This window comes from Aquiluna sp. KACHI24, from assembly GCF_025997915.1.
In the GTDB taxonomy this organism is placed as follows: Bacteria; Actinomycetota; Actinomycetes; order Actinomycetales; family Microbacteriaceae; genus Aquiluna.
The window spans coordinates 311,012-333,939 of the sequence record NZ_AP026677.1; the positions used below are offsets into that span (position 1 = coordinate 311,012).

Consider the following 22,928-nt stretch of genomic DNA (forward strand, 5'->3'; position numbering starts at 1 on the left):
CAAACCCATAGTCTTTGCAGCGTGGAAACCAAAGTCATCGCTTTAGCGACCGAGCTTTTTCAAAAGCACGGCATCGTGAACTACTCCTTCGGATTCGATAGAGCGATTCGCAGGGCTGGGTTATGCGACTACACCAAGCGCCGAATAACCATTTCTAAGCACCTCTTGGCTGCTGCTGACATGGATCAAATTGAACAGGTGCTGCTGCATGAGATTGCCCATGCATTGGTCGGTAAGAGCGCAGGTCACGGCAAGATCTGGCGACAGAAGGCCAGTGAGATCGGCTATCGCCACGAGAGGATCGACGGGTCATCGCTGGCCTCTGAAGTTGCAAAGTGGCGGGGAAGTTGTCCCCAAGATCACGAGCACTACCGCTCGAGAAAACCGCAGCGGCCACTGTCTTGCAAACTTTGTGCGCCGAGTTTTTCTAGGCGCTACCTGATTAGCTGGGTTGAGGTCCGATGATTACGGCACTGACGATCGCGCCTGCCAAAAAGTTCAAATAGATAAATCGTCTCCATCCACGATTCGCTACCTCGCAGTTTTCATCCGTTATGCCCCATTCGCGACCAACCACGAATAGGTATGGAAGAGCTGCCAGCGCAGCCTGCGGATAGCGATCACCAAGGAACAGGGTGACCACCCCCGCTACCAAATACATGAAAAATGCGATTCGAACGGTCGCCTTGGCCCCCAATACGGTGGCAATCGACGCGATACCGGCCTCTCGGTCGGCTCTAATGTCTTGCACCGCCCCGAAAGCATGCGAAGCCATGCCCCAGAGGGTGAAGCTAAAGGTGATTAGCCAGATCCTTTGATCAAAGCTCGCTCCTGCAAGAGTGAGACCAAAGAGCATGGGGCCAACAAAGTGCATGGCTGAGGTGAAGGAATCAAGAAACGGAATCTCTTTGAATCGAAGGCCACCGAGGCTGTAAGCGACTACCGAAAACAAAACCACCATCAGGACCACCGAGCTGAGCAGGTCCCCAACCAGCAACAGGTAGATCACAAATGGGATTGTTAAGCCGAAGGAAATCAAAAGGGTGGGCCGGTGATACTTGGGCTCTAAGAGGCCACCCTCGATGCCACCTTTTCTTGGGTTACGCAGATCTGAGGGGTAATCAAATACGTCATTCACCCCATACATCAAAAGGTTGTAGGGGATCAGAAAAAACAAACTGCCAATTAGCAGGTTGGTATCTAGCTCTCCCGTCGCCAAGAAATAGGCTGCGGCAAATGGGAAAGCGGTATTGATCCAAGAGATTGGACGAGATGAGATGAAGAGCTTTTTCAGCATCAACCTCTCCTAAAGAATTCATATAGCGATGGGGTCAGCACCAGAGCCACCAGAGTGTAGGCAAAGTCCTCGATGGGTGCATAGCCAAGCATGATGCCTAGGAGCTTCTCTTGGTCGTATGCCACTATCCCGGTTCCGATGATCACGTTATCGAAGATCAGCGTCAGAGTCAGCATCACCAAGCTCGTGATGATGACCGGCCTCGCTCGTAGCTGCTTGCGAACCAAGACTGTGTAGAGAGCGAAAATACCCAACACCAAGGCCGTCAACTCTGGATAGCTCATTTGGACGCCCACCTGTAAACCACGAGGGTGTTGTAGCAAAGAAGCGTGAGGAAGAAAACCTCTTCAAGCGGAAGTTCGGGGGCGAGCAGGATGCCACTTAGGTGTGGCGCATCACCGCGGAAGAAGATGCCGTTGATTATCCCGACGATGTCCCAGGCCAAAAACACTGCCACCGAGATGGTAACTGCGAGCAAGGTTGCCCGGGCGTCAACGAACAGAGCCAGCTTGTGGGTGAAGTCCAAAAGCCCAACTCCCAAGATGGAGAGGATCAGTGCGATCAGGTAAAGGTAGGGGACTACCTCCTGAATCACTGCAGGCCTCTCCAGCTCTTGACTGGGGATAGCTCACCCTTGGTTGGGCCGGCACTGCGGTCATCGATCAGGTGCTTATAAACCAACTCTGCTCCGATTAGACACATCGGTAGGCCAATGCCTGGGATGGTGTTGTGACCTGTGTAGAGCAGGTTCTTGACCTTCTTGGACTTATTGGATGGTCTAAAGAATGCGCTCTGGGTGAGGGTGTGAGCCATGCCCAGTGCGGTTCCGCTCCAGGCGTTTAGCTCAGACTCAAAGTTCGCAGGACCAACTGTCCTTCGCACCACAATGCGCTCCTTAAGGTCTGGGATGTCACACCACTGGGCAATTTGATCAATGATGCGATCCGCCTCAGCCTCAAACTCTGGGTCGCCCGAGCCATTTATGCCACCGCGACCAATGGCAGGATCGGCTGCAATCGGAACTAGGACAAACAGGTTCTCATGATCCTGAGGGGCAACGCTGGAATCGGTCTTTGATGGCATGCAGAGGTAGAGCGATGCAGGTGACGGCACCTTGCTCTTGCCATCGGCCTTTCTGAAGACCTCTTTGAAGTTCGATGCCCAGTCCTTGGTATAGAGCAGTGTGTGATGATCCAGCTGAGAAATCTTGCCCTTGATGCCCAGGTAAATCAAAAGTGCTGATGGACCTGGGACCTTCTTGTCCCAAAAGCGCTGCGGATAGGTCTGGTGCTTTTCATCTAGCAGCTTGGTCTCGACGTGGTGCAAATCGGCGCTTGCCACAACAACATCGGCCCGAATCTCAGACTCTCCAACCTTGACTCCAACAGCCTTGCCGTTCTCGACCAGGATTTTCTGAACCGGTGAGGAGGTGTGAATCTCAACGCCTTGCTTTTTCGCAAGGCGCTCGATGGATTCGATGATTGTGTAGATGCCACCGCGTGGGTAGAAGACTCCCTGATTCATGTCAACGTGAGTCATCAGGTGATACATGCTCGGGGTGTCATAGGGCGATGCACCAAGAAATACCGCTGGGAAGTTCAGCATCTTCTTCAGGCGTTCGTCTCTTACAAACTTCCCAGAGAAGGTCCAAAGTGGTGTCACTAGGAGCTTCAGGAATTCACCGAGTCTCGCAAGCACCTCTGGGTGGAAGAAGCTTCGTGGGTCTCGGAAGTTTGTGTAGAGGAAGTGTTTGATTGAGAGCTTGTAGGCATCTTCGGCACTGTCGAGGTAGCGCTGCAAGGCAGCTCCTGCTCCAGGCTCGATGGACTCAAACATGGACTTGATCTCGTCTACGTTCTCGCTCATCAGAAGCTTGTCGCCCTCACCCTCATTGCGCGTTTGGTAGGCGGGGGAGAGTCGGACTAGATCGAGCTCGGCGCTCGCGGTGGTTCCCATTAGGTTGTAAAACTGCTCGAAAGCATCTGGCATCAGGTACCAGCTTGGTCCCATGTCAAAACGGAAGCCATCCTTCTCCCAGAGGTAGGCGCGTCCACCTAGGGACTCCTTTGCCTCATAGAGGGTCACCTTCATGCCAGCCTTGGCCAATAGGGCGGCAGAGGAAAGTCCGGCGATGCCGCCACCGATTACGATGGCAGTTTTTTGACTCATGGCTTAGCTCCTAAAAACGCGCGGGCGACCAAGATCAACTTCTTGAAATTGCTCACGCTGATACGGGTGTTAATCAAATCCTTGGCCGATGTGTTTCCGATTTTGCGATTTAGTTCGGCAAACAAAAGCTGAGCGGCGGTAACGGCGACTCTCGCAGAGGTTGGAAGAAGCGGTAGCGATTGGGCGCTGATACTCAAGTCATTGTCGATGTCTTGAACCAATCGCTCTTTGGTTGCCTCATCAAAGTTGTTGACGTTGACACCTGGGAAGTAGGAGCGACCTAGCCGTCCAAAGTCTGCAGCGAGGTCTCTAAGAAAGTTCACCTTTTGGAATGCGCTGCCAAGCGCTCTGGCACCCTTGACTAGCTGAACTTTTTGCTCTTGGGTGTAGCTCTGACCCTGCACGAACGCCGCAAGGCACATCAAACCAACCACCTCGGCAGAGCCATAGACATAGCGTTCAAATGATTCTTGATCATGCTCGGACTCAGTCAGGTCCTGGCGCATCGAATAGAAAAACGGCTCAACAATGTCTTTGGCAATGCCGACTTCGCGCGCGGTTACTGCAAAAGAGTGCAGAATCAGGTTGGTTGAAAAACCTCGCTCCATTGCCCGGTAGGTCTCGGCTTCAAAGGCGTCGAGCTCTAGAGCGGGATCGAGGTTCGCCGCATTTAGAGCCGCCTGCTGAGCGGAACCGTCGACGATCTCATCCGCAACCCGCACCATCGCGTAGATGTTTTCGATGTGATGACGAAGTGACTTTGGCAGCAGTTTGGTGGCAGCACCAAAGGAAGTTGAGTAGCTGTAAATCACCTCGGCACTCGCCCGATGAGCGGCCTCGGTGTAAAGCGCTAGACCAGTAGGCACTTTGGTGGTGTCTTGGGATTCCACTCACCTAGGCTACCCCCTTTATTGGTGGCTAAGATTGGTTTATGCCAAGCCCAATGAAACCTCGTAGTCACGTTGTAACGGATGGAATTGAAAGGGCTGCCGCGCGCGGAATGCTGCGGGCAGTCGGAATGGGTGACGAGGACTGGGAAAAGCCGCAAATCGGTGTGGCGTCGTCATGGAACGAAGTAACCCCATGCAACCTCTCACTGGATCGGCTGGCCGATGCCGCCAAGATGGGTGTGCACGCAGCCAAGGGCTACCCACTTGAGTTCGGAACCATTTCGGTTTCTGACGGTATCTCAATGGGTCACGAGGGTATGCACTTCTCGCTTGTCTCTCGTGAGGTAATCGCGGACTCGGTTGAGACCGTTATGCAGGCTGAGCGTTTGGATGGTTCAGTCCTTTTGGCCGGCTGTGACAAGTCCCTACCTGGCATGTTGATGGCAGCTGCTCGTTTGGATTTGGCATCGGTATTTCTCTATGCCGGATCGATTGCTCCGGGCTGGGTAAAGCTTTCTGATGGCACCGAAAAAGAGGTCACTATCATCGACGCCTTCGAGGCAGTCGGTGCTTGCAAGGCCGGCAAGATGAGTCTTGAGGATTTGGACCGCATCGAGCGTGCGATCTGTCCGGGTGAAGGCGCATGTGGCGGTATGTACACCGCTAACACGATGGCTTCGATCGGTGAAGCGCTCGGCATGAGCCTTCCTGGTTCCGCGTCACCACCCTCTGCAGACCGTCGTCGCGATGCCTGGGCTCACCGCTCGGGTGAGGCCGTTGTCAACCTGATTGCTAAGGGCATCACTGCACGTCAGATCCTGACCAAGAAGGCATTTGAAAACGCAATCGCTGTCTTGATGGCCTTTGGTGGTTCGACAAACGCTGTGCTGCACCTCCTAGCAATCGCCCGTGAGGCCGAGGTTGACCTTCAACTTTCCGACTTCAACCGAATTGCCGACAAGGTGCCACACCTTGGAGACCTAAAGCCATTCGGTCAGTTTGTAATGAACGATGTCGACCGCGTCGGTGGTGTGCCGGTTGTAATGAAGGCCCTGCTTGATGCCGGTCTCATTCACGGTGACTGCCTAACCGTTACCGGTAAGACCGTTGCCGAAAACTTGGCAGACATTAACCCACCAGACCCAGACGGCAAGATCATCCGTGCGATGAACAACCCAATCCACAAGACCGGCGGTATCACCGTCCTTCACGGCACCATCGCTCCTGAGGGCGCAGTTGTAAAGACTGCAGGGTTTGACCTCGAGTTCTTCGAGGGTCCAGCTCGCGTTTTTGATCGTGAGCAGGGAGCCATGGATGCACTCTCCCGCGGCGAGATCAGCGCCGGTGACGTAGTGGTAATTCGCTACGAGGGTCCAAAGGGTGGGCCTGGTATGCGCGAGATGCTCGCCATCACTGGAGCAATCAAGGGTGCAGGATTGGGCAAGGATGTCCTACTATTGACAGACGGACGATTCTCAGGCGGCACAACCGGCCTGTGCATCGGACACATAGCACCAGAAGCAACCGATGGCGGACCTATTGCCCTGGTGCGCGATGGAGACCTAATTAGGGTCGACATTGCAGCTCGTTCTCTTGACTTACTGGTCGACGAAGAAGAGCTGGCTGCCCGCAGACAGAACTGGCAGCCGCTTCCCCCGCGCTACACCCGCGGTGTTCTAGGGAAGTACTCCAAGCTATTCAGATCTGCCGCAGAAGGTGCTTTCTGCGGTTAATACCGACTTGATAAGGAATTCGATGGCTACCGAAACCCTCACCGGAGCGCAAGCAATCATTCGCTCTTTGGAGATGCTGGGTGTCGACACCGTCTTTGGTTTGCCCGGTGGCGCAATTCTGCCCACCTACGACCCACTGATGGACTCCAGCAAGATTCGTCACATTTTGGTGCGTCACGAGCAGGGCGCAGGCCACGCAGCAGAAGGCTATGCGGCAGCCAGCGGGAAGCTCGGAGTTTGCATCGCAACCAGCGGACCAGGAGCAACTAACCTGGTGACCCCAATCATGGACGCGATGATGGACTCGGTGCCCATGCTTGCAATCACCGGTCAGGTGAACTCGCACGCCATCGGAACTGATGCTTTCCAGGAGGCCGACATTGTCGGCATCACAATGCCAATCACCAAGCACAGTTTCTTGGTTACAAAGGCAGAAGATATCCCGGCGACCATGGCAGCTGCTTACGAGCTTGCAACCACCGGTCGCCCAGGACCAGTCTTGGTTGACGTTGCCAAGGATGCTCAAAACGCAAAGTTTGAATTCAACTGGCCACCAAAGGTTGACCTACCTGGTTATAAGCCAGTTACCGACCCGCATGGCAAGCAGGTAACTGCTGCAGCAGAGCTGATTCTGGCTTCGAAGAAGCCAATCCTTTACGTTGGTGGCGGTGTGATCAGAGCTGGCGCTCACCGGGAGCTTCTCAAGCTTGCCGAGCTCATCAACGCTCCAGTGACCACCACCTTGATGGCGCGCGGTGCTTTCCCTGACTCGCACCCTAATCACCTTGGTATGCCAGGTATGCACGGAACCGTGCCAGCGGTGACCGGACTTCAGAAATCGGATCTCCTGATCACTCTGGGTGCCCGTTTCGATGACCGCGTGACCGGAGACGTAAAGAGCTTTGCCCGAGAGGCAAAGGTCATTCACGTTGACATTGACCCAGCCGAGATTGGCAAGATTCGTCACGCCGATGTCCCAATTGTTGGTGATGCCAAGGTCGTAATTTCGATGTTGATTGCTGAGCTTGAAAAGCAGCTCGGTGGCACCAAGCCCGATTATTCGGCATGGTGGCAGTTCCTCAATGGGCTCAAGGAGCGCTACCCACTTGGTTATGTCGATCTCGATGACGGCAAGCTCGCTCCGCAAACCGTTATCAAGCGAATCGGTGAGCTTTCCGGACCTGAGGCGATCTACTGCGCCGGTGTTGGTCAACATCAGATGTGGGCGGCACAGTTCATTAACTACGAGCGTCCAAACTCCTGGGTTAACTCAGGTGGAGCCGGAACTATGGGTTACTCGGTTCCAGCCGCGATGGGTGCCAAGGTTGCTCAGCCGGATCGTTTGGTTTGGTCAATCGACGGCGATGGCTGCTTCCAAATGACCAACCAGGAGTTGGCGACCTGCGCGATCAACAACATTCCAATCAAGGTTGCGATCATCAATAACTCGTCCTTGGGAATGGTCCGTCAGTGGCAGACCCTGTTCTACAACGAGCGCTACTCCAACACTGATTTGCACACCGGAACTGACACCCTGATGATCCCCGACTTCGTCAAGCTCGCTGAAGCCTACGGCTGCCTAGCGATTCGCGTGGAGAAGGAAGAGGAGATCGACCCAGCCATCAAGTTGGCCATGGAAACCAACGACCGCCCAGTGGTGATCGACTTCATCGTTGGTCGAGATGCGATGGTGTGGCCAATGGTCCCCGCCGGAGTCTCCAACGACGCCGTGCAGTACGCCCGCGATGCCAGACCGATCTGGGAAGGGGACGAGTAAATGAGTCAGCACGTACTCTCACTACTGGTTGAAGATAAGCCAGGTATTTTGACCCGCGTCGCCGCACTGTTTGCGCGTCGTGGTTTCAACATCGAGTCTTTGGCCGTTGGAACCACCGAGGTTGAGGGTGTTTCAAGAATCACCGCCGTGGTAAGTCTTGACGGACAACCACTCGAGCAGGTAACCAAGCAGTTGAACAAGCTTGTCAACGTTCTGAAGATCGTTGAGCTCGAGCAGGACAATTCGGTGGCCCGCGATCACATGTTGATTAAGGTCAAAACCGATGCCGCCACTCGCTCTCAGGTGCTCGAAGCCGTTACGCTGTTTCGTGCCCGAGTTATTGACGTGGTCAGCGACTCGGTTGTTATCGAGGTCACCGGCGACACCGCTAAGTGCAAGGCATTTCTGAAGGTGCTCGAACCATTCGGCATTAAAGAACTCGTTCAGTCTGGAGCAATCGCGATCTCTCGCGGCTCTAAGTCAATGAGCGAAAAAGTGCTTCGCTAAGAAATAGATCTACCAAACAAGGAGAAATAAGAAGTGGCAGAAATCTTCTATGACAAAGACGCCGACCTGAGCATCATTCAGGGACGCAAGGTGGCCGTATTGGGATTTGGTTCTCAGGGTCATGCTCACGCTCTAAACCTGAAGGACTCCGGCGTTGACGTCGTAGTTGGTCTACCAGAGGGATCAAAGTCCCGTGCCAAGGCACAGGAGCAGGGCCTAAACGTGCTAACTCCTTCCGAGGCGGTCAAGTGGGCAAACGTAATTGTGGTACTTGCTCCGGACCCTAAGCAGCGCGACCTCTACACCAATGACATTGAGCCAAACCTCTCCGCGGGTGACGCACTGGTCTTCGGACACGGTTTTGCTATTCGCTTCGGCTTCATCAAGCCTCCGGCAGATGTTGACGTTTTCCTAGTGGCACCAAAGGGTCCAGGTCACCTGGTTCGCCGCGAGTACGTTGCAGGCAAGGGTGTTCCCAACCTGATTGCTGTCGAGCAGGATGCAACTGGCAACGCCATGGCAGTCGGACTTTCCTACTCCAAGGCAATCGGTGGCACCCGTGCAGGCACCATCAAGACCACTTTCACCGAGGAGACCGAGACCGACCTATTCGGTGAGCAGGCTGTTCTCTGTGGTGGCGCATCACAGCTCGTCATGTACGGCTTTGAGGTGCTAACCGAGGCTGGTTACCAGCCAGAGATCGCTTACTTCGAGGTGCTTCACGAGCTCAAGCTGATCGTTGACCTCATGTACGAGGGTGGCATTGCAAAGCAGCGCTGGAGCGTTTCTGACACCGCCGAGTACGGTGACTACGTCTCCGGTCCTCGCGTGATTGACCCTCGCGTCAAGGAAAACATGAAGGCCGTTTTGGCCGACATCCAGTCCGGCGCATTTGCTGACCGCTTCATCTCAGACCAGGATGCTGGTGCTCCAGAGTTCAAGGCGCTGCGTGCTAAGGGCGAGGCTCACCCAATCGAGGCAACCGGTCGCGAACTTCGCAAGCTGTTCAGCTGGATCAAGCAGGACGATGACTACCAAGAGGGCTCAGCCGCTCGCTAGTTTCCAGTCCAAACCCCCGAGAGCAAACTCTCGGGGGTTTTGGCTATTCTGGGCAAATGTCTAAAGTCATCTTTTACGGAGTGATGTCCCTCGACGGCTATATTGCTGGTGAAAACGATGACATGGGTTGGGCTGAAAAATATCTCAGCCCCCAAGAGGACTTCGGCTGGATGGAGCTGATTCAGAGCTGTGGTGCAGTCTTGATGGGTCGCAAGACGTTTGAGTTTGAACTCAAGAATGCCCCAGAGCTAGATCGAATCCTTCCCACCTACGTGGTAACCGAACAGCCGCTTCGATTCGATGGTGTCCATACCCAGAATCTCTACTTCATTGGCGGCGATCTGCGTGAGGTGGTCGAGAGCATCAAGGCCAAGCATCAGGGCAACCTATTTGTTGGTGGCGGTGCGATGCTATTGGACACCATGTTGGTGATGGGCTTGGTCGACGAGCTTCGACTGTTCCTGGCACCTGACCTCTTAGGTGGCGGGACCAAATTATTCAAGGGTTCCCAAATCAAGGCGCAATTTAGCCTGACCCAGACCGAACAATACGAGTCTGGGCTTGTGGAAATGCGTTTGGAAAGAAAGCTCTAGCTATACCCATGGGGGTATACTGAAAAGGTAGATCAGAAACAAAGGAATCTAGATATGTGCTCACAAGTTATGTGCCACGACTGCTCAAAGCCAACCTGGCAGGGTTGCGGACAACACATTGAGGATGCCCTAGAGGGCATCGCCGAGGCGGACCGCTGCCAGTGCCCGAGGGACTAATCAGCTTTTCCTCGCTAAACTAACGCTGTTCCCCCCTTCATTGTCGAGTAGACGTTAGGTCAGCCATTGTCTAAGCCAGTAGTTCTAATTGCCGAGGAGCTTTCGCCTGCCACCCTTGAGGCGCTCGGACCTGATTTTGAAATCCGCAACGTAGATGGCGCTGATCGCTCCGCTTTGCTGCCAGCTTTGGCCGAGGCGAACGCGGTGCTGATTCGCTCCGCCACCAAGATGGACGCGGAGGCCATTGCTGCCGCACCAAAACTGAAGGTGATTGCCAGAGCTGGCGTTGGTCTAGACAACGTTGACATCAAGGCAGCAACCAATGCCGGTGTCATGGTCGTAAATGCTCCGACTTCGAACATAATTTCCGCGGCTGAGCTCGCGATTGCTCAGATCATGGGTCTTGCCCGTCACATCCCAGATGCCAATGCATCGCTCAAGGCAGGGGAGTGGAAGCGCAGCAAGTACACCGGTGTCGAGCTGTATGAAAAGACAATCGGAATCATCGGTCTTGGCCGAATCGGAACTTTGGTTGCTCAGCGCCTAGCTGGGTTTGGAACCACCTTGATCGGTTATGACCCTTACGTGACCCAGGCTCGTGCCGAGCAGATGGGTGTCGAATTGGTTTCAATCGAAGAGCTCATGAAGCGAAGTGACTTCATCACCATCCATATCCCAAAGACCCCTGAGACCACGGGCATGATTTCCACCGCTCAGTTCTCAATCGCGAAGCCGAACCTCAGAATCGTCAACTGCTCACGCGGTGGCATCATCGATGAGGCAGCCCTCTACGAGGCACTGAGCTCCGGTCAGATTGCTGGCGCTGGATTGGACGTATTCGTCAACGAACCACCAAAGGATTCACCTCTGTTGGGCCTTCCAAACATTTTGGTTACCCCTCACCTCGGTGCTTCTACTGACGAGGCTCAGGAGAAGGCTGGTATCTCGGTTGCAAAGTCAGTCCGACTGGCACTGGCCGGCGACCTCGTCCCAGACGCGGTCAACGTCGCCGGAGGTGTCATCGACGCTTCTGTGAAGCCAGGCATCCCACTGGCCGAGAAGCTTGGTCAGATCGTCGCCGGTCTTGCTCACACCTCAATCGTTTCGGTTGAGTTTGAGGCACGCGGTGAGATTGCCGCTCACGATGTGACCGTGTTGAAGTTGGCTGCTCTCAAGGGGCTGTTCCAGACCATGGTCACCGAGCAGGTTTCCTATGTAAACGCCCCACTGATGGCCGAGCAGCGCGGTGTTGAGGTTCGCCTCACTCAGGACACCAAGAGTGACGAGTATCGCAATGTCACCACTTTGAAGGCAGTGCTCTCCGATGGCAGCAGCGTTTCCGCTGGCGGAACCGTCATTGGACCGAAGCACCAGCAAAAGGTAGTTTCCATCAACGGATATGACGTCGAGCTTTCGATGGCCGAGCACCTAGTGGTTATGGTTTACCAGGACCGCCCAGGTATCGTGGCGATCTACGGCAAGGCATTCGCAGAGGCCGGTATCAACATCGCCGCGATGACCATTGCTCGCCAGCAAAAGGGTGGCAAGGCCCTCAGCGTTATCACGGTTGACTCTCCAGTGGCTCCAGCCCTTCTTGACAAGCTCAAGGTTGAGATTCAGGCCGACAGCATGCGAGCCATCTCGCTGGTAGACGAGTACTAAAAAAGGGCCCCTCGGGGCCCTTTTTCAATTGTGACTATTTCGCGCGCTCCAGTGCATCCATGCCGGTTCGCCAAGTGGTGTAGCCGCCATCGAGGTTTCTAGCTTTGATGCCGTGCTGACGAAGGATCTGAGTTGCGGTGTGACCACGCTGACCAACTGCACAGGTGACAATTACTTCCTTGCCCCGAAGTTCTTCAACCCGCTCACGAAGTGTGTCGATGGGGATTAGGACGGTGTTTGGGATGTTGCCATTTTGGTGTTCATCTTCGGTTCTGACATCGACAACTAAGGCTCCGCTTTCCTGCGCAGCCCGGACCTCATGCCACTGGATGTTTGGAGACTTGCCAGTTCTGACATTGTTTCCGACGTAACCAGTCTGGTTGATGGCGTCTTTGGCGGATCCAAAGGCCGGCGCATAAGCAAGCTCCAGGTTCATCAGATCATCAATGGTTAGACCCGCGTAGATTGCGGTTGCAATCACATCGATGCGCTTATCGACCCCATCGCGTCCAATACCTTGAGCTCCCAAGATCTTGCCGGTCTCAGGATCAAACAACACCTTTAGTGACACGCGTTCGGCACCTGGGTAGTAACCGGCGTGGGAACCTGGGTGAAGGTGAATCACCTGATGCTTGATACCCATTCGCTTGGCAAGCCCCTCGGTCAAACCAGTTAGTGCTGCGGCCATGCCGTAGGCACCGATGATGCCGGTTCCAATCGAAGGTCTAGCGGCCACCTTTTCTCCGGATATGACATCGGCAACTAGTCGACCGTGACGGTTGGCCAGGTTCGCAAGCCAAATCATTTGATTGGCTCCAGTCAGCAGACTGGTCTTCTCGGCGGCATCGCCCACGGCATAAATGTGCGGGTCAGACGTCTGCATCTGGTCGTTGACCCAAATGCCACCGGCCTCACCAATCTTTAGTCCTGCCTCAACCGCGAGCTGGTGATCTGCCACCACGCCGATGGCGGCAACAACTAGGTCGGCTGGAACAACCCGGCCGTCCTTCAGCTTCAGCGAGTCCTCGAGCACAGCTTCGGTTTCGGCGCGAAGTGCGAGCTTGATGCCGTGCTTTATAAGCTCTGCCTGCATCGGTTCGATCATCTCTGGGTCGAACTGGGGGAGGATCGTGTCCCTGAACTCGACAATGGTGGTTTCGATACCCCGGTGGTTTAGGTTCTCGGCCAACTCAACGCCGATAAAACCTGCTCCGATGATGGCAGCGGTCTTGATCCTCTTTTGATCCACGAGCTCCTTGATAGCGATCGCATCCGGGACATCTCGCAATACATGAGCGCGCTCGAGTCCGGGGATCGGAACCATTCTCGGCTTGGCACCGGTCGAGAGAATCAGTGCGTCATAGCTCTCGGTGTAGCTCTCGCCGGTCTCAAGGTTTTTCACCTCAACGGTTTTCTCCGTGGGGTTTAGCTTGGTGACTCGGTTGCGCACTCGAACGTCGAGTCTGAAGCGGTCATGAAGCGATTTTGGGGTTTGTAGGAGCAGGTCCTTTTGTTCTGGAATCACCTCACCAATGTGATAGGGCAGGCCGCAGTTTGCGTATGAAACGTGAGGACCCTGTTCAAAGACGATGATCTCGGCATTCTCTTGTAATCTGCGCAGTCTTGTGGCCGCTGACATGCCACCGGCTACACCGCCAACAATTAGAACCTTCAATTACTTCACGACCTTCAGGCCAGCTCGCTGCCAGCCGATAATTCCACCCGAAACATTTAGGACTTGGTATCCGTTGCGAGAGAGTATCTCTGCGGCGCGCTGGGAGCGCGTTCCAGATTGACACATCACCACAATCTGGCGCTCCTTAGGGATCTCGCTCAGTCGACGCTCGATTACCTGCACCGAGATGTGTCTTGCGCCTGGAGCGTGACCAGATCGGTATTCACTGGACTCACGCACATCGATCAACATCGCGCCCAAGTCCTGAGCCTCCCTAGCCTTGGCTGGAGAGACGGTCTCGTACTTCTTCTTGAGAAAACTAAAAAGCCCCACTTACTTGCTGGGCTCCATCGAGACAGCGCGGCCAGAAGCCACCCAGCCATCTGTGCCACCGGCAACCGAAACCACATCGAAGCCTTGGGCTTCAAGGTAGTCACAAGCGCGCATGGAACGACCGCCGGACTTACAAACCAGCCAAACCTGTTGGTCTCTTGGAATGCGATCAAGTGCCTCTGGAATCTCATTCAGGGGAATGTGGTGAGCGTTTGGGACGTGACCCATCTCAAACTCATCGTTTTCGCGGACATCTACTACGTGAGCTCCGGCTGCAATCGCAGCCTCTAGCTCATTCAAAGTAACTTCTCTACCCATTTCTTTTTCCTTTCGAGGTGCTTTAGCTCAGTGATAAAAATGCTTTCTCCAACTTGGCCCGATCGGCCAAGCCGTTGGCGTCGGTACCGCAGTTTGCGATGCCGCTCGCAATCAGTGAAAAAGCGGCCTTGGAAACTGCTGCCTGCGCTGCGGCTAGCTGAGTGAGGATTTCGGCACAGTCACGACCCTCTTCAACCATCTTGATGATGCCGCCGAGCTGGCCTTGAGCGCGCGACAAGCGCTTTTTCACCGCATCCAGGTCTTCCTTGGGAATGTCCAAAGTTCGCTCCAATCAACTTGACTGACTCAAATGTATCACATACCCTAGGGGGTATCTCGAAAGGACAGAGAATGAACATTTTGAAGTTTGTGGTTGGTGCACTGATTGCTGTATTCGCAACCACCTCGTTAACCGCCTGCGCGACCGAGACCTATGACCCAACCGCGTACGCGGCAATTATCGACGTCCGCACCCCTGAGGAGTGGGCAGAGGGTCACCTACAGGGTGCAGTTCGCATGGGTATTGCTGACAGCGACTTTGCTAGCCAATTAGCAACTTTGGATCCAGCCAAGGACTACTACATTTACTGCCGAAGTGGTAACCGCGCTGGACAGGCCATCGATTACATGCGCTCAGTTGGTTTCACCGGGGAGCTAATCAATGGTGGTGCAGTTGCAAATGCCGCTACCCAGCTGGGGCTTGAGGTTGTAACTGGGGAGTAGCAAGAGATTGTTTGAAGGGGCCGGGATTACCGGCCCCTTTCTCTTTTTTGCGGCTGGCTCAACCCAAAACCAAATAAGGTTGTCTCAAACGACTCGTGAGGCTCAATTGAAGCGAATTAACCTTGCTGTGATTGCCGGAGATGGCATCGGACCCGAGGTCACCTCGGTGGGCTTAGCTGCCCTGGATAAGGCTCTAGCCGGTCAGGCTGAACTTGAGATCACCAACTACGACCTTGGATCCGATCGTTATCTCGCCACGGGCGAAGCACTGACCGATGATGATCTGGCTCAGCTAAAACAACACGATGCGATTCTGCTTGGCGCTATTGGCGACCCACGTGTTCCATCCGGAGTCCTAGAGCGCGGTCTACTTCTCAAGCTTCGATTTGCCTTTGACCACCACATCAACCTAAGACCTTCAAGGCTTTTCCCCGGCGTTGAGTCCGTGCTGCGCGGTGAGCCAAGCGTCGACTTTGTTGTTGTCCGCGAGGGCACCGAAGGTCCATATGTGGGAAACGGTGGTGCGATTCGAGTTGGTACCGAACACGAAATCGCAAATGAGGTTTCGGTCAACACTGCCTTCGGTGTTCGCCGCGCGGTTGAGTATGCCTTCGAGTTAGCCTCAGGGCGAGAGCGAAAGCACGTGACCCTTGTGCACAAGACAAACGTACTGGTGCACGCTGGCAAGATTTGGCTGCGCATGGTGGATGAGGTTGCCGCGAGGTACCCACAGGTAACCCATGACTACATGCACATCGATGCAGCAACTATCCACATGGTGCAGTCTCCGCAGCGCTTCGATGTCATTGTGACTGACAACCTTTTCGGTGACATCATCACCGACTTGGCTGCCGCTATCACCGGTGGCATTGGTCTGGCGGCATCGGCTAACCTAAATCCAACTGGTGCATACCCATCCATGTTCGAACCCGTTCATGGTTCTGCACCAGACATCGCCGGAAAAAACCTGGCTGATCCAACTGCGGCAATCCTTTCCGCGGCTCTTCTATCAAAAACCCTTGGATTCACTCAGTCCGCTGAGCGTATCGAGCGCGCCGTTGCGCAAGATTTGCTCAGTCGTGGAGCCGCAAAGCGCTCCACTGACGAGGTGGCTCAAAGCATCCTGAACCTGATTTGAGGTAGCGAAAATGCAGTTTGAAGTAACTAGGAACCCAAACCCAGTTCCCGATGCCGAGCGTGAGGCAATCATTGCCAACCCAACCTTCGGCACCCACTTCACCGATCACCAAGTGGTCGTGGTTTGGGAGAAGGACAAGGGCTGGCACTCCGCTCAGGTGATCCCTTACGGCCCGATCATGATGGACCCATCCGCGGCGGTATTGCACTATGGCCAGGAGATCTTCGAGGGCATCAAGGCCTATCGTCACGAGGATGGCTCCATATGGACCTTCAGGCCAGAGGCCAACGCCCGTCGCCTGCAGCGTTCGGCCTATCGAATGGCGCTTCCAGAGCTACCCGTCGATGTCTTTGTGGACTCGCTTCGGGAGCTAATTGCGGTTGATGGTGCCTGGGTGCCATCGCCAGAGGGTGAAAAGACCTTGTACTTCAGACCGTTCGAGATCGCTGCCGAAAACTTTTTGGGTGTTAGAGCTGCTCAGCGAGCTGAGTACCGAGTAATCGCATCCCCGGTTGGTCCTTACTTCACCGGCGGCATCAAGCCCGTCTCAATCTGGATTGCACTTGACTCCTCGCGTGCCGGTAAGCACGGCACCGGTGAGGCTAAGACCGGTGGAAACTACGCCGCATCCTTGTTGGCTCAGCAAAAGGGTTATGAAAATGGCTGCAGCCAGGTGATGTTCCTGGATGCTGAGACCGCAACCTACATCGAAGAGCTCGGTGGCATGAACCTGTTCTTTGTCTACAAGGACGGCCACATCGCTACCCCATCCCTAGATGGCACCATCTTGCACGGCATCACTCGTGATTCAATCATCACGCTGCTCGAGGACCGTGGCCTGTCAGTTGAGCAGCGCCGCATTTCGCTTGATGAGGTTCGTGAGGGTGTCTCAACGGGCGAGATCGTAGAGGTATTTGCCTGCGGCACCGCGGCCGTTGTCACCCCGGTCGGTGTTCTCAAATCCGAACGAGAAGAGATCGTCATCGGCGGAAATGAACCTGGTGCCCTGACAGTTGATATCCGTACCGAGCTCACCGGAATTCAGTATGGACGCGTTGCAGATCGTCACAACTGGTTGGTAAAGCTGGCAGACTAGGGAGCTATGCGAATTGCAAGATTCCAACACGAAGGCAAAGTCGCCTTCGGTGTTGTGGCGGGGGACCGCGTTCAGGTTTATTCAGGTTCACCGTTTGGGGATTTCCAGCCCACGCAGTTGACCGTAGCGCTGAGTGAGGTTGAGCTCTTAGCTCCAACCCAACCCAGCAAAATCGTTTGCATTGGTATGAACTACTCCGCTCACGCCGCTGAGATTGCGCAAGATGTCCCAGATGAGCCGCTGATGTTCTTCAAGCCATCCAGTGCGATTCAAGATCCAGGCAAGCCAATAGAACTGCCATGGCAGTCCGAGCAGGTCGAGCTCGAGGGCGAGATGGCAATCGTGGTTGGAAAGACTGCAAAGAACGTCCCAATCGAGCAGGTTGATGACTACATCCTTGGTTTCACCATCGGTAACGATGTGACCGCCAGAGATCTTCAGTTCACCGATCTGCAGTGGGCTAGGTCTAAGGGCTTTGATACCTTCTGTCCGCTTGGCCCCTGGATCGAGACTGAGTTTGACTACGAGGGTGCCTTGCTGGAGGCGCGCATCAACGGTCAGGTCAGGCAGCACGCCTTCTCAACCGATATGAACTTCGGGGTGCGAGAAATCCTGAGCTATGTCAGTCAGAACGTGACCTTGAACCCAGGTGATGTGATTTTGACCGGCTCTCCTGCGGGTATCTCAAAGATTGAAAAGGGCGATTTCGTGGAGTGCGAAATCAAGGGGATTGGTGTTTTAGCTAATCCTGTGGCCTAGGCTTTTGGATTGCTATGTCGCTAATTACTGCCCCCACAACTTCTGCAACCGGATCTGATATCAAGGTTCGTTTTTGCCCATCGCCTACTGGTACCCCACACGTCGGACTAGTGCGCACCGCGCTGTTCAACTGGGCGTATGCTCGCAACACCGGTGGCAAGTTTGTGTTTCGAATCGAAGACACCGATGCCGCTAGGGACTCTGAGGAGAGCTACCACCAGATTGTCGATGCGCTCCGCTGGCTGGGCATGGACTGGGATGAAGGAATCGATGTAGGTGGACCAAACGAGCCCTACCGCCAGTCCCAGCGCACCGGGATTTATCAGGATGTTGTAGAGAAGCTAAAGGCCTCAGGACACATCTATGAGAGCTACCTCACGGCAGAGGAGATCGAGGCCCGTAACGTTGCAAACGGCAGGGCTGTGCAGCTTGGCTATGACAACTCTGAGCGTGAACTCAGTGACGAAGACCGTGCTCGTTACCAAGCCGAGGGTCGTCAGCCAGCACTGCGACTGAGAGTCCCAGATCAGGACATCAGCTTCACCGACCTGGTTCGTGGCGAGATTACTTTCCCAGCAGGCTCATTCCCTGACTTTGTCGTGGTTCGCCCAGGCGGTCAGCCGCTTTACACCCTGGTGAATCCGGTTGACGATGCCCTAATGGGCATTACTCACGTCTTGCGCGGCGAGGACCTACTGTCCTCTACCCCACGTCAGATCGCGCTCTACAACGCGATGTATGAGGCAGGCATTGCAAAGTTCATCCCTAGATTTGGACATTTACCGTTTGTGATGGGTGAGGGCAATAAGAAGCTCTCTAAGCGCAACCCCGAAAGCAACCTGTTCCTGCACCGCGATCGCGGCTTCATCCCTGAGGGTCTTCTCAACTACCTCGCTCTGCTGGGCTGGTCAATCTCAGCCGATCGAGACATCTTCTCCATGCAGGAACTTTGCGAGAACTTTGATGTCAAGGATGTGAATCCAAACCCGGCCCGCTTTGATCAAAAGAAGGCAGACGCCATCAACGCTTCCCAGATCAGGCTTTTGGATCCGGCAGATTTCAAGTCTCGACTCATTCCATACCTGCAATCCGCGGGAGTAATGGGTAAGACTCCAACTGACCGTGAGCGCCAGATTTTGGATGCCTCCGCACCTTTGGTTCAGGAACGCATCACGGTGCTATCTGAGGCAGTGGGCATGCTTGGATTCTTGTTTGAGAATCTCGATCAAATCCACTTCGAGCCAGAAGCGCTAAGTGGATTGCCCGAAAACGCAGCGGCAATCGTAACCGCCGCTCTCGAGGCCATTCGCGGACTCGAAGACTTCACCACCGAAAGTATTCAAGCGGCATTGAGCGCCGCTTTGGTTGAGGGTCTTGGCGAGAAGCCAAGAAATGCGTTCGGACCAGTTCGAGTGGCAATCTCAGGAAGAAGAGTTACTCCACCGCTGTTTGAGTCGATGGAGATTTTGGGCAAGGCCGAGGTCGAAAAGCGACTAGAGGCATTCGCACAATCCCGCTAAGATAGTCCCTCGGACCTAGGTCCAACCCTTGGGGTATGGTGTAATTGGCAACACGAAGGTTTCTGGTTCCTTTGTTCTTGGTTCGAGTCCAGGTACCCCAGCAAGTGGCCGGAGGAAAAGATGATTGAGTCTTTTGCCTCCGGTTTTCTAGTTTTTGCCTACTTCGCAACCGCTCTGTTTCAGCTTGCAATAGCGCTGGGTGCACCACTGGGTGAGTATGCCTACGGAGGTCAGCGAGAGGGCAAGCTTCCAACTCCCTATCGCGTTGCCAGTGGCATCTCGTTTTTGGTCATGATCGCAATCTCAGGACACTACCTAGCTCAAACTGGAATCCTCACCCCGCTGCTGTCGGCACAGCAGAACGCGATTGTGAACTGGGTGTTGGTTGGGTTCGCAAGTCTGGCCGCATTGATGAACAACATCACGAAGTCTCAAAAAGAGAAAAGACTCTGGGGTAGCACCACTCTGGCGATGCTGCTAAGTGCCGTTTTAGTGGCCCTCTAGCTCCAGCTTTCGCCAGGCAACAGATAGCGGAATTCGCCACCGTGTTTTTCCACGAATTCTTTGATGCGATTGTTTTGCAGCACATTTCCAAAATCACTCAGAATCGCGTTGTGGGTGGGAAAGGCCGCTTTTGGCCTAAGTTCTTCTAAATAGTCAATTAGGTCCGAGATCTTCATCCACGGGGCTGCGGACGGGCAGGCCAAAATCTCAAAGCTGTGCTCTGGGAACACGTAGGCGTCGCCGGGGTAAAAGAGCTCTCGATTCACGGTCACGCCGACGTTTTGGACTAGTGGAATCGATCGGTGGATCTCCTGGTGAAGATCTCCCGAGAATTCCAACTCAAAGGGGCCGACTTTTACGAAGTCGCCGTGGGCAACCACCTGGATGTCAATCTCAGATAGCTTTGCCGCCACGTCCTTTGGCCCAAGAAACTGCACGCCAGGAAGCTGCGCTAAGGCCTTTGCGTGCGGCGCAAAGGAGTGGTCATCGTGCAGGTGGGTGAAGACCACCGCTACCACGTTCTCAAGCTCGGGCAAATCGGTTTGATACATTCCCGGGTCAATGACCAGGGTCTTGTCCTCGTTGACTAGTTCCAACATGGCGTGGTGGTGTTTAGTGATTCGCATCGCGCTCCTTGCTGGAAAAGTCTATGTTTGTCTCACTGAGAGAGGGCGGGCAATGAAGCCAATCGGAGTTTTGGTCAATCCAGCTGCGAACCGCGGTCGCGGAAATGATGTCGGAGCTAAGGTCTTTAGTCTTTTGAAGGCAGCTGGTATTGAGACTGTCTCTTTGACCAGCGAAAGCGCGGCGCTGGCCAAGGCTAAGGCTGAGAAGTTGATCTCCGATCAGATGCTTGGTGGAGTCATTGCAGTCGGAGGCGATGGCACTTTCCAACTCGGGGTAAACATCTGCGTTCCAAATCAAGTGCCGCTTGGATTGGTTCCCGCAGGAAGCGGCAATGATCAGGCTCGTGAACTTTCCATCCCGCTTGGTAACCCGGAAGCGGCGGTTGCAAACATTGTGAATAGCCTCGCCTCACCTAGGCGAGTGGATGTGATGAAGGTCAAGACCTCGCAGCGAGAGTTTTGGTCCCTTGGTTCGGTCTCAGCTGGCTTCGATGCGCTCTGCGCAAAGCGGGCCAATTCATTGAAGTGGCCAAAAGGCCCCAACTCCTATGTGGCAGCCATGCTGCTAGAGCTTCCGAAGTTCAAACCAATCAAGTATCAGATCGAAGCCGATGGTGAAAAGCGGGAGATCAGCGCAATGCTATGTGGAGTTGCAAACGTAAAGAACTTTGGCGGCGGAATGCGAATCTCCCCGCAGAGCGATGTCACCGACGGTTATCTCGAAGTCTTCATTCTTCACGAGGTATCAAGACCCAAGCTCCTAAAGATCTTTCCAACCGTTTACCAGGGTGAGCACATCAAGTTTCCCGAGGTGGAAATCTTCAAAGCAAAGTCCGTGAAAATCTCAAATGACCACTTCCCAATTTCCTGTGATGGCGAGCTTGTGGGGGAGGCGCCCTTCAGCGTTGACCTTCACCCAGGGGGCCTGCAGGTTTTTAGCGCTTAGATTGCTAAGCCTTGGATTTTGTGGCAAACTTCTCGGGTTGCTTTACGGCCCCATCGTTTAGCGGCCTAGGACGCTGCCCTCTCACGGCAGTAGCGCGGGTTCAAATCCCGCTGGGGTCACTTATCTCGCTCTCGATGACAAAATCTCGGGAGCGAGATTTTTTATGCCCAGCGGCGTGAAAACGTGGTGGCAAAAACGATGAGCAAGACTGGCATCAGCGCAGCGGCATTGAGCCCACTGAAGCTATAGAGGCTGAGGATGGTGCCAGACACCGCCCCACCAAATGCTCCCGAGAGATTCATCAAGGTGTCGCTGAAACCCTGAACTTTCGTCTTGTTGTCGGTTGACAGCGACTGTGACAGCAGTGCCGAACCTGCGACCGTCGACGCCGACCAGCCAAGACCCAAAAGAAATAGTCCAATTACGATCGTCGTGAAGGTCTCGGAGCCAAGCCCTGCGAAACCTAGCGCAGTCAGGAAAATTAGTTGGCCTAGCACGATCGTGACCCTTGGGCTGGTCTTATCGGTTAGCCAGCCGAATATCGGCGAGAACGCATACATGCCAGCGATGTGAAGTGAGATTGTGAACCCAACATCGGCAAGCGAGTGATTGGTTGCCGAGAGGTGGGCGGGGGTCATGCTCATGACCGAAACCATGATCATGTGGCTAAGTGCAATTGTTAGAACCGAGTAGCCAGCTACTGGAAACTCTCGAATTACCTCGATTGCAGCTTTCATGCCAGGTCGCTTCCGGTTCGGATTCAACCCAGCCAAATCCCTGGCAACAATCAGCGGGTCTGGTCTTAGACCGAACCAGAACACCATGGTGGATCCGATTTGAGCTGCGATGGTGAAGAGAAATGGTCCGGCAAGGTGAGGTAGTCCAAGGCTTAGCCCGAGGCTCTCACCTGGCGCAATCAAATTCGGCCCGATTACCGCACCAACTGTGGTTGCCCAGACCACGAGCGAGAGGTCTTTAGCCTTGGGTCTCTCGAGCGGCAGGTCGACCGCTGCAAATCTTGCTTGCAGGCCAACTGCAGAACCCGCTCCGAGCAAGAACAATGCGACTAATTCAACTGGGAACGAACGCAAGATGGTCGCCAGGATCATGCCCGTCGCACCCAAGATGGCCAGAGCAGCACCAAATCCCAGGGCAACTCTGCGTCCCTTTCGATAGGCGAGATTGGCAAGTGGAATTGCCGAGAAAGCGCTACCCAGAGTACTTAGCGTTGCGGCAGCTCCGGACCAAGCCGTGCTTCCAGAGAGTTCAACGGCCATGATGGCACCAACAGAGAGGGTTGAACCTAGACCAAAGCCTCCCAGGGCCTGCCCAAAAATCAGGGTTCTCACTGTCTTTCTTTGAAGACGTTCTAGGTCGAGCTGATTATTTGGAGCCACTCCAACAATCTAGTGCTCCGCTAAACTTT

General features: G+C 54.5%; 25 protein-coding genes and 2 tRNA genes. 16 read left to right on the plus strand and 11 right to left on the minus strand.

What is annotated here, in order from left to right; genetic code table 11:
- The first annotated feature begins 21 nt into the window (after positions 1-21).
- Entirely contained in the window at positions 22-465 is a 444-nt protein-coding gene (locus OO713_RS01600) for a SprT-like domain-containing protein (RefSeq protein ID WP_264785907.1), read from the plus strand.
- Here OO713_RS01600 and OO713_RS01605 read toward each other — a convergent pair.
- From OO713_RS01605 to OO713_RS01625, 5 genes are read right to left on the minus strand one after another with little or no spacing between them, the layout of a single operon-like run.
- On the minus strand, positions 443-1,297 hold the full coding sequence (locus OO713_RS01605; RefSeq protein WP_264785909.1) for a prenyltransferase: 855 nt from the start codon (positions 1,295-1,297) through the stop codon (positions 443-445). The genes OO713_RS01600 and OO713_RS01605 overlap by 23 nt on opposite strands.
- Complete coding sequence (locus OO713_RS01610) at positions 1,297-1,581, minus strand: lycopene cyclase domain-containing protein (protein ID WP_264785910.1); 285 nt, start codon at positions 1,579-1,581, stop codon at positions 1,297-1,299. Before OO713_RS01610 ends, OO713_RS01605 begins: the two co-directional genes overlap by 1 nt.
- The gene (locus tag OO713_RS01615) at positions 1,578-1,892 is read right to left on the minus strand and encodes a lycopene cyclase domain-containing protein (protein ID WP_264785912.1); all 315 of its coding nucleotides are present in this window, start codon (positions 1,890-1,892) and stop codon (positions 1,578-1,580) included. The genes OO713_RS01610 and OO713_RS01615 overlap by 4 nt, the downstream gene beginning before the upstream one ends.
- Entirely contained in the window at positions 1,889-3,466 is a 1,578-nt protein-coding gene (gene crtI, locus OO713_RS01620; RefSeq protein WP_264785913.1) for a phytoene desaturase family protein, read from the minus strand. The genes OO713_RS01615 and crtI overlap by 4 nt, the downstream gene beginning before the upstream one ends.
- On the minus strand, positions 3,463-4,356 hold the full coding sequence (locus tag OO713_RS01625; protein ID WP_264785914.1) for a squalene/phytoene synthase family protein: 894 nt from the start codon (positions 4,354-4,356) through the stop codon (positions 3,463-3,465). Before OO713_RS01625 ends, crtI begins: the two co-directional genes overlap by 4 nt.
- A gap of 41 nt (positions 4,357-4,397) precedes the next feature.
- Here OO713_RS01625 and ilvD point away from each other — a divergent pair, with 41 nt between their 5' ends.
- From ilvD to serA, 6 genes are all read left to right on the plus strand, one after another.
- Positions 4,398-6,089, plus strand: coding sequence for a dihydroxy-acid dehydratase (gene ilvD / locus OO713_RS01630; protein ID WP_264785915.1), 1,692 nt, complete (start codon positions 4,398-4,400; stop codon positions 6,087-6,089).
- Complete coding sequence (locus tag OO713_RS01635; RefSeq protein ID WP_264785916.1) at positions 6,073-7,866, plus strand: acetolactate synthase large subunit; 1,794 nt, start codon at positions 6,073-6,075, stop codon at positions 7,864-7,866. Before ilvD ends, OO713_RS01635 begins: the two co-directional genes overlap by 17 nt.
- A complete protein-coding gene (gene ilvN, locus OO713_RS01640) occupies positions 7,867-8,373 on the plus strand; it encodes an acetolactate synthase small subunit (protein ID WP_264785917.1) in 507 nt (168 codons plus the stop codon).
- A gap of 33 nt (positions 8,374-8,406) precedes the next feature.
- On the plus strand, positions 8,407-9,432 hold the full coding sequence (gene ilvC, locus OO713_RS01645; protein WP_264785918.1) for a ketol-acid reductoisomerase: 1,026 nt from the start codon (positions 8,407-8,409) through the stop codon (positions 9,430-9,432).
- Between the two features lie 56 nt (positions 9,433-9,488).
- Positions 9,489-10,025 carry a dihydrofolate reductase family protein gene (locus OO713_RS01650; protein WP_264785919.1) on the plus strand — a complete coding sequence of 179 codons (537 nt, stop codon included), beginning with the start codon at positions 9,489-9,491 and terminating at the stop codon, positions 10,023-10,025.
- 243 nt (positions 10,026-10,268) lie between these two features.
- Positions 10,269-11,864, plus strand: coding sequence for a phosphoglycerate dehydrogenase (gene serA / locus OO713_RS01655; protein WP_264785920.1), 1,596 nt, complete (start codon positions 10,269-10,271; stop codon positions 11,862-11,864).
- 34 nt (positions 11,865-11,898) lie between these two features.
- Here serA and OO713_RS01660 read toward each other — a convergent pair whose 3' ends face one another.
- From OO713_RS01660 to OO713_RS01675, 4 genes are read right to left on the minus strand one after another with little or no spacing between them, the layout of a single operon-like run.
- Positions 11,899-13,539, minus strand: a complete 1,641-nt coding sequence (locus OO713_RS01660) for an FAD-dependent oxidoreductase (protein ID WP_264785921.1) — start codon at positions 13,537-13,539, stop codon at positions 11,899-11,901.
- Entirely contained in the window at positions 13,540-13,872 is a 333-nt protein-coding gene (locus OO713_RS01665; protein ID WP_264785922.1) for a rhodanese-like domain-containing protein, read from the minus strand.
- Positions 13,873-14,190: a rhodanese-like domain-containing protein gene (locus OO713_RS01670; RefSeq protein ID WP_264785923.1), complete on the minus strand. Its 318-nt coding sequence runs from the start codon at positions 14,188-14,190 to the stop codon at positions 13,873-13,875.
- A 22-nt stretch (positions 14,191-14,212) separates the two neighbouring features.
- Positions 14,213-14,482, minus strand: coding sequence for a metal-sensitive transcriptional regulator (locus tag OO713_RS01675; RefSeq protein WP_264785924.1), 270 nt, complete (start codon positions 14,480-14,482; stop codon positions 14,213-14,215).
- Positions 14,483-14,541: 59 nt separating this feature from the next.
- Between OO713_RS01675 and OO713_RS01680 the strand changes: the two genes are divergently transcribed.
- From OO713_RS01680 to OO713_RS01710, 7 genes are all read left to right on the plus strand, one after another.
- On the plus strand, positions 14,542-14,913 hold the full coding sequence (locus tag OO713_RS01680) for a rhodanese-like domain-containing protein (protein WP_264785925.1): 372 nt from the start codon (positions 14,542-14,544) through the stop codon (positions 14,911-14,913).
- A 106-nt stretch (positions 14,914-15,019) separates the two neighbouring features.
- Positions 15,020-16,051 (plus strand): 3-isopropylmalate dehydrogenase, encoded by a 1,032-nt coding sequence (locus tag OO713_RS01685; protein ID WP_264785926.1) that lies wholly within the window; start codon positions 15,020-15,022, stop codon positions 16,049-16,051.
- A gap of 10 nt (positions 16,052-16,061) precedes the next feature.
- On the plus strand, positions 16,062-17,147 hold the full coding sequence (locus OO713_RS01690) for a branched-chain amino acid aminotransferase (protein ID WP_264785927.1): 1,086 nt from the start codon (positions 16,062-16,064) through the stop codon (positions 17,145-17,147).
- Between the two features lie 6 nt (positions 17,148-17,153).
- Positions 17,154-17,906 carry a fumarylacetoacetate hydrolase family protein gene (locus tag OO713_RS01695; protein WP_264785928.1) on the plus strand — a complete coding sequence of 251 codons (753 nt, stop codon included), beginning with the start codon at positions 17,154-17,156 and terminating at the stop codon, positions 17,904-17,906.
- A 14-nt stretch (positions 17,907-17,920) separates the two neighbouring features.
- Complete coding sequence (gene gltX, locus OO713_RS01700) at positions 17,921-19,426, plus strand: glutamate--tRNA ligase (RefSeq protein WP_264785929.1); 1,506 nt, start codon at positions 17,921-17,923, stop codon at positions 19,424-19,426.
- Positions 19,427-19,455: 29 nt separating this feature from the next.
- Positions 19,456-19,527, plus strand: a tRNA-Gln gene (locus OO713_RS01705).
- A 19-nt stretch (positions 19,528-19,546) separates the two neighbouring features.
- Entirely contained in the window at positions 19,547-19,930 is a 384-nt protein-coding gene (locus OO713_RS01710; protein WP_264785930.1) for a hypothetical protein, read from the plus strand.
- Here the strand turns inward: OO713_RS01710 and OO713_RS01715 are convergent.
- Positions 19,927-20,556 carry an MBL fold metallo-hydrolase gene (locus OO713_RS01715; RefSeq protein WP_264785931.1) on the minus strand — a complete coding sequence of 210 codons (630 nt, stop codon included), beginning with the start codon at positions 20,554-20,556 and terminating at the stop codon, positions 19,927-19,929. The genes OO713_RS01710 and OO713_RS01715 overlap by 4 nt on opposite strands.
- 52 nt (positions 20,557-20,608) lie before the next feature.
- On the opposite strand from OO713_RS01715, the gene OO713_RS01720 reads away from it, so the two are divergent.
- Together OO713_RS01720 and OO713_RS01725 are read left to right on the plus strand one after the other, a co-directional pair.
- Positions 20,609-21,502, plus strand: coding sequence for a YegS/Rv2252/BmrU family lipid kinase (locus OO713_RS01720; protein ID WP_264785932.1), 894 nt, complete (start codon positions 20,609-20,611; stop codon positions 21,500-21,502).
- A 46-nt stretch (positions 21,503-21,548) separates the two neighbouring features.
- Positions 21,549-21,621: transfer RNA gene (locus OO713_RS01725), tRNA-Glu, on the plus strand.
- A 42-nt stretch (positions 21,622-21,663) separates the two neighbouring features.
- Here the strand turns inward: OO713_RS01725 and OO713_RS01730 are convergent.
- The gene (locus tag OO713_RS01730; protein ID WP_264785934.1) at positions 21,664-22,899 is read right to left on the minus strand and encodes an MFS transporter; all 1,236 of its coding nucleotides are present in this window, start codon (positions 22,897-22,899) and stop codon (positions 21,664-21,666) included.
- Between the last annotated feature and the right edge of the window lie 29 nt (positions 22,900-22,928).

Excerpts from the sequence above, each read along its gene's own strand:
- OO713_RS01605 (WP_264785909.1), bottom strand. The coding sequence starts at position 1,297 with ATGCTGAAAAAGCTCTTCATCTCATCTCGTCCAATCTCTTGGATCAAT.
- OO713_RS01610 (WP_264785910.1), bottom strand. The coding sequence starts at position 1,581 with ATGAGCTATCCAGAGTTGACGGCCTTGGTGTTGGGTATTTTCGCTCTC.
- crtI (WP_264785913.1), bottom strand. The coding sequence starts at position 3,466 with ATGAGTCAAAAAACTGCCATCGTAATCGGTGGCGGCATCGCCGGACTT.
- ilvD (WP_264785915.1), top strand. The coding sequence starts at position 4,398 with ATGCCAAGCCCAATGAAACCTCGTAGTCACGTTGTAACGGATGGAATT.
- ilvN (WP_264785917.1), top strand. The coding sequence starts at position 7,867 with ATGAGTCAGCACGTACTCTCACTACTGGTTGAAGATAAGCCAGGTATT.
- OO713_RS01650 (WP_264785919.1), top strand. The coding sequence starts at position 9,489 with ATGTCTAAAGTCATCTTTTACGGAGTGATGTCCCTCGACGGCTATATT.
- OO713_RS01670 (WP_264785923.1), bottom strand. The coding sequence starts at position 14,190 with ATGGGTAGAGAAGTTACTTTGAATGAGCTAGAGGCTGCGATTGCAGCC.
- OO713_RS01680 (WP_264785925.1), top strand. The coding sequence starts at position 14,542 with ATGAACATTTTGAAGTTTGTGGTTGGTGCACTGATTGCTGTATTCGCA.
- OO713_RS01690 (WP_264785927.1), top strand. The coding sequence starts at position 16,062 with ATGCAGTTTGAAGTAACTAGGAACCCAAACCCAGTTCCCGATGCCGAG.
- OO713_RS01695 (WP_264785928.1), top strand. The coding sequence starts at position 17,154 with ATGCGAATTGCAAGATTCCAACACGAAGGCAAAGTCGCCTTCGGTGTT.
- gltX (WP_264785929.1), top strand. The coding sequence starts at position 17,921 with ATGTCGCTAATTACTGCCCCCACAACTTCTGCAACCGGATCTGATATC.
- OO713_RS01710 (WP_264785930.1), top strand. The coding sequence starts at position 19,547 with ATGATTGAGTCTTTTGCCTCCGGTTTTCTAGTTTTTGCCTACTTCGCA.
- OO713_RS01715 (WP_264785931.1), bottom strand. The coding sequence starts at position 20,556 with ATGCGAATCACTAAACACCACCACGCCATGTTGGAACTAGTCAACGAG.
- OO713_RS01720 (WP_264785932.1), top strand. The coding sequence starts at position 20,609 with ATGAAGCCAATCGGAGTTTTGGTCAATCCAGCTGCGAACCGCGGTCGC.